Source organism: Kroppenstedtia guangzhouensis (genome assembly GCF_014637345.1).
Taxonomy (GTDB): domain Bacteria; phylum Bacillota; class Bacilli; order Thermoactinomycetales; family DSM-45169; genus Kroppenstedtia; species Kroppenstedtia guangzhouensis.
Genome location: NZ_BMEX01000038.1, coordinates 1 through 6,469 on the forward strand (window position 1 = coordinate 1; position 6,469 = coordinate 6,469).

The window sequence follows — 6,469 nt, forward strand, 5'->3', positions numbered from 1 at the left end:
CAATGTCACGCCATCCGCTTCCACTGCTATTTGTTCCGGCATTTGTTGAGCGATGGCAGCGAACCGATCATGCAGGAGCTCTTGCGGAAATTCCTCTTCTGTGTCATTCCACTCCGACAGGATCCATTCGCGCTCCTCCTGGGTCAGCAACGGCAATTCACCCACCCGCCGCTGTGGATTAGCAACAATACCGCGGAGCAGACAACAAAAATGGCTTGCCATTCGCTCGATGGTTGCAGTGTCAAACAAATCCGTATTATATTCCAAACTTACCAGCAACTCTTCTTCCTTATCCGTCACAAACATCGTAAGGTCAAATTTAGCCGTTTCGGAATCAAATTCAGTCCGGCGTATCTTCAATTCAGGCGCGTCCACCTCTTCAACCGGGGTGTTTTGCATCACAAACATCACTTGGAACAGCGGTGAATAGCTGAGATCCCTCTCCGGTTGGAGTTCCTCCACCAACCTTTCAAAGGGAACATCCTGATTTTCGTACGCTTGCAAAGCTACATCCCGCACTTGTTTCAACAAGTCTTGAAAAGTTGGATTACCTGAAAAGTCGGTCCGCAACACCAGCGTATTCACAAAGAAACCCATTAACTCTTCAATCTCGGTACGGTTACGGTTAGCGATCGCCGATCCGACCCAGAGATCTTCCTGCCCGCTGTAGCGGTGGAGTAATGTGTTGAATGAGGCAAACAGCGTCATGAACAGTGTCGTATCGGCCTCATGGGACAACTGTTTAATCTGCTCATACAATCCCTTTGCAATGGAAAATCGATGAATGGCGCCACGGAAGGACTGCATCGCCGGGCGCGGCCTGTCGACCGGCAATTGCAATAAAGGCGGAGTACCGCTGAGCTGTTTCTTCCAATATCTTAACTGTTGCCTCATCACACTCCCTTTCATCCATTCCTGTTGCCAATGAGCATAGTCGGCATATTGGATCGGAAGCTCAGGCAATGCCGATGATTCTCCAGTCAGGAAAGCCCGATACAAGGTAGCCAGTTCTTTCTTGAACAGCTCTGCTGACCAGCCGTCTGAAATGATGTGATGCACCACCCAGACCAGATAGTGCTCTTGTTCACTGATCTGCACCAGTGCACCACGGAATAATGGACCTTGGGACAGATCAAAGGGGTCATCTACCAATTTTTTCGCTAAGCGATAAACCTGATCCCGGTCAGCCTGTCTCAAGTGAATCAGTGGTACCTCAAACTCCGTCGGTTCCAAAATCTCTTGTACAGGCTCTCCCTCCACCTCGCAAAACCTGGTTCGAAAAGACTCATGGCGGCGAATGATTTCACGGATACTCTCCATAAGCACTTCTGTATCAAGGGATCCTTCCAGTTGCATCACTGTAGGGATATGGTAGGCGGTACTTTCCGGATTCAGACGATGTAGAAACCACATTCGCTGTTGAGCAAATGACAAACGCAATTTCCCATCCCGCGGGATCCGACGCAATGAATGGTCCTCTGTCTCGTTCCCATTCATCCATGCTTGCTCGATCCGTCGGGACAATTTTTCGACTGATTTCAATTGAAATAGCGACTGGATGGGTAGTTTCACCTGAAATTCATCGTACATTCGTGAAATCAGTCGAGTGGCGAGTAAAGAATGTCCACCGATATCAAAAAAACTGTCATGGATATCAACCGCTTCCACATGGAGCAGCTCACTGAAGATAGCAGCCAGCTTTTTTTCCACAGGAGTACGTGGGAGGGTGATGTCATCTTTTCCCTTTATGTGAGTTGGATCGGGTGCAGGCAAGGCACGGCGGTCCACTTTCCTATTGGGTGTTAACGGAATTTCATCCAATTCCACATAAGCAGAGGGCACCATATACTCTGGCAATTGGGTGAAACAATGGTTTCGCAACTCCCTGTCTGCAGGCAATGACTCCCCGGCCGGGAGGAGATAAGCGATCAACCTCTTATCGCCAACTTCGTCCTCGTAATCGATCACCACCGCTTGACCGACAGCTGGATGCTGTTGCAATACCACCTCGATCTCAGAAAGTTCAATTCGGTAACCGCGTAGCTTCACCTGATGATCCATGCGACCCAGACATTCCAATTTGCCGTCAGACAGATAGCGCGCCAAGTCCCCAGTACGGTAGATCCACCCCTTCCCTGTGAACGGATTGGGCAAAAAACGCTCAGCGGTTAGATCAGGGCGATTCAAGTAGCCTTGTGACACACCGTCACCGCCGATATACAATTCCCCAGATACACCAATCGGCACCGGTTGCATCTTTGCGTCCAGTACATACAGCTTGGTGTTCATGACCGGACGACCGATCGGGATCGGTCCTTTCTGCTCAGTTACATGGTGCACTGTCGACCAGACCGTTGTCTCAGTCGGTCCGTAGAGATTCCACAGCTCTGCACTGCACTCTTGCAGCTTTTGTGCCAATTCATTTGTCAACGGTTCACCAGCACACAAAACCTTCAATCGGGGACTCCCTTCCCAACCCGATGCCAGTAACAAACGCCACATCGTCGGGGTCCCCTGCATGATTGTCGCTTCGCTTGTCTCGATCACCCTGGCCAGACGCTCACCGTCCATCACGACCTCGCGTCGAACCAATACAATCGTCGCACCCACTTTCAAGGGCAAAAACAACTCCAGGGCACAAATATCAAAAGACAACGTAGTCACTGCCAGAAAACGATCATCCGCACAGATTCCCGGTTCTTTCTCCGCTTGTGTCAGTAAATTGACGAGGGAGCGGTGCGTAACTTGAACTCCCTTTGGTTTTCCCGTTGAGCCCGATGTATAAATGACAAAAGCAGTCTGGTCGCTTGACACCTGAATCGCAGGCCTTTCACCGGATTCAGCGGCGATCTCCACGGCAACTGTTTTTATATTGATGCTTTGAACATCTGGCTGCACCAAGGAAGAAATGAATGGCTGATCTGACAACACTACTCGGGAACTAGAATTTTCCAACATATATGTCAGACGCTCTTTGGGGAAAGTTGGATCGAGCGGGACATAGGTACCCCCTGCCTTGAGCACACCGAGCAGAGCAATCACCATTTCCGGCGTACGCTCCATACAAATGGCCACTTTCACGCCCACCTCAACACCCTGTTTCCGGAGATAGTGAGCCAGCCGATTGGCACGTTCTTCGAGCTGATAGTAAGTGAGTTTCTGCTTTTCAAATTCCAACGCGATCCGATCCGGATTGTGAAAAGCGGTATACTCAAACAAATCGTGAATACAGGCGGTGGTCGGATAGGGGTGATCCGTTTCGTTCCACTCAATCAACAACTTGTGCACTTCCGCCTCCCCTAAAAGCGGAAGAAGCCCAACAGCCCTCTCCGGAGTGGAAAGGGCTCCTTGCAGCAAGACTTGAAAATTCATCAACATGCGAGCAACAGTCGAATCATCGAACAGTTGACCATTATAGAGAAAACTGATATCCACAATTTCCTTCTCAAAACGGCAAACCATCAACAGGTCATATCCATCCCTTACTTTCTCATTCATGCCGGTTTGATGTTTCGTACTGTGAAATAACAATTGTACGGGCTCTTTTTCCAATAACCGTTCCCGAGCAAGATCCTTTTTTTGCAGACAGTGCTTCAACTGTTTCAGCACTTGCCTAAATGAAACATCTTCTGAATAATCGAAATGGATCATCTGAAAGGGATCAGTATCCATCAGACCGATGATCAGTTCATCCTGTGAAGAATATCGGTGGATAAACACCGAATAAGCTGCCAACAAAACTGTGCTCGGTTCAACTCCTGCTTGACAGGCGACTTGATTCAATTCTTCGGAGCATGTCACTGAAATGGATTGCTCCTCAGATGAAAATGAAGTCACTTTTTGTCTTGCCTGATCAGTCGGCAATGCGATCAAAGGAACTTGATCTGATGAAGTCACTCGATTCACAAACTGGTCCATCCATAACCATCCTTTAAAAATGTAATTCCAAAGAGTTTAGAAGCATTGTAATTTAATGCACCCATGGAGAGTCGGGATTGGGTTTCACATTCCAATTCGTTGTTCTTGCGAGCCAAAGGTACTTCATGTGAAGCCCACCCCTCCTCCCTTGCAATCACTTTTTCACAACTCTTTAGAGAGAATGATATACATATACGTTGACATAGGTTTGTTTCAGTTTTTCTATTGTTTCTGCCACTTTGCGCTCATAGTCACGATCTTCTTTCCAGAACAGGAGACCGATAAAGGTTCCGCTGTGTGCATTTACAATACCGAGTGCCCCTTGCTCGTGGGAAAGCTGCAACAAATGCTTCAACGAACGCTTTTCCTGTCTTGATTGATTCATAATGGTACTTCGGGTGGCTACCTGACCGATTGTGTAGACATCTTGCTCTTGAAAAGCGATTTTCAGGCGATTCATCAGGTATGTGTATTCCAATTTCTCTTCTGATGTGTAAGGTTTTCGTAAGCGGTTATATTCAATGGTGTCCACTTCACCGCCTTCGTCAACGGCAACCACTGTCAGACGCGGCATCGGCCCGAAGATTTCACCAAGCTCCACTTTTCGATGATAGAAGGAAACGACTCCAGGGTACATCACTCCGTCGGTCGGCTCAATTTCTGCCATGAACGTTTGAAGCAAGGAAATCGGGATGTCGATTCCATAACATGACTCGATCGCTCTCGCCGTTGCCAAAAGATCTGCTGAAGAACTGGCAAGCCCCTTTCCGATCGGCAGATCACTCTCAATCAACAGTAACCCCTTGCATGGGAGGCTAAAGTATTCCAACAATCGTGCAGCCAATTGAACTGATTTCTGTTTAAATTCGGGCACTACTTTCAATTCCCTTGATGAATCGGGTTGAAGTATAACCTTTGATCTCCGGTCGATTGGGAAGGTAACCAAAAAATCAAGATCGTTATCAGCGTGAACACCCTGCAACAGCTCACCGAAGGTCCCAAACGCGGTACCCGTTCCAATTCTGGGACGGACTGCTGTGCCATCTGTTTTCCATCGTTCCTGCATCAGCTCCCACCTCCAGCCGACGGTGAGATGGTCATCTGGGTCCAAGCCCTCTTCATTGCCTTGGCAAGAACCTCTACATGGGGTGGATCCCCCATCGTGATGTGATCACCTGGCACATGAAAAACGTGAACCTGACCAGTAGTACGAGGTTTCCACTCTGCCGGATCCACCAGTTCATGTCCGTGTTTTGACTTTTGGTTTACCCGAAATAGATGAAGATCAGAACGAATCGGCCCATGATATCGATAATCTGTTGTCGCTTGTCCACATGCAACCAGCACATCGATTTTACGGCGCATCGAGTCAAGAGTCATGCCTGGCGGCCATACTCCCCGCTCTTTTGCCCGCCGAAGGAGCTGGTTGAGCCCTTCTTCCAAATCCATCCTTGTAAACGGATCGGGATCAAGATCAAACAGAATAGCGAAATAGACCATCGCGTCATGCACAGTAAACTCTTCTTGTCTTTCTCCGTGGCGGTCCAGTGGCTTGACGTCAAACAGTCCAATAAAATCCACCTTCTCATCTAAAGCCTCCAACTGTCTCGCCATCTCATAAGCCACCGTACCACCAAAGGACCATCCAACCAGACGGTACGGACCCCGCGGCACCAAACGGCGAATTTCTTCCACATATCGATCAACCATGTCTTCAATCGATGTCAATGGCTGAGCATCCGACTCATAGCCTAGCGCCTGTAAGCCATATGCCGTTTCTTCAGGTCCAAGTTCTTTGATCAAATGGACATAAGGCAAAACACCCCCTCCTTGTGGGTGCACGAAGAACAGCGGTGGATGTGTGCCATTTCCCTGTTGAAGCTTGATTAAGCAAGCATCATTCAATTTCGTCTGACCGTCCAGATATCTGCACAGTTCTGCAACTGTCGGTTTTTGGAACAGTGTGGTCATCGGAAGCTGGATGCCGAATCGTTCACGAATGCTTTCTATAAGAAGCAATGCTTTTAACGAATGCCCACCGATCGCAAAGAAATTATCGTGAATGCCAATCGGTTTGATTTGTAACAGCTTCTCCCATATCTGTACCATATCCAACTCATTCAGATCCCGCGGTGGTGCATATGTATCCTGAAGCACCAAGGTATTTGGAGGCGGAAGTTGCTTATGATCCACTTTTCCGTTCACGGTCAGCGGGATGCGATCTAGCACCACGACGGCAGATGGAACCATATAGGATGGCAACAAATCGGCAAGATGTTGTTTCACATCGTGAAGGATCAGTTCATGTCCTTCGGTAACTGTCACATAAGCAACCAAGCGCGGATCCCCCGGTTTGTCTTCACGCAGGATCACCACCGCCTCTGCAACTGCCGGGTGTCGGAGCAACACCCCTTGGATTTCATCAGGCTCAATACGGTAGCCACGTAACTTGATCTGATCGTCCAACCGTCCCAGATATTCCAGGTTCCCATCCGAAAGATAGCGGGCCCTGTCCCCTGTTTTATACAACCGGGAACCCGGCTCCTCCGAA

3 protein-coding genes are annotated in these 6,469 nt (G+C 48.7%); all 3 read right to left on the reverse strand.

The annotated features are described in order from the left end of the window. Positions 1-3,918: non-ribosomal peptide synthetase (locus IEV46_RS17405; protein WP_188433819.1), on the reverse strand; the 3,918-nt coding region annotated here is incomplete at its 3' end. 172 nt (positions 3,919-4,090) lie between these two features. Then, positions 4,091-4,984 carry a GHMP family kinase ATP-binding protein gene (locus tag IEV46_RS17410; RefSeq protein WP_188433821.1) on the reverse strand — a complete coding sequence of 298 codons (894 nt, stop codon included), beginning with the start codon at positions 4,982-4,984 and terminating at the stop codon, positions 4,091-4,093. Further along, positions 4,984-6,469 (reverse strand): thioesterase domain-containing protein (locus IEV46_RS17415; protein ID WP_229736206.1); only part of this gene is annotated, 1,486 nt, incomplete at its 5' end. The genes IEV46_RS17410 and IEV46_RS17415, both read right to left, overlap by 1 nt.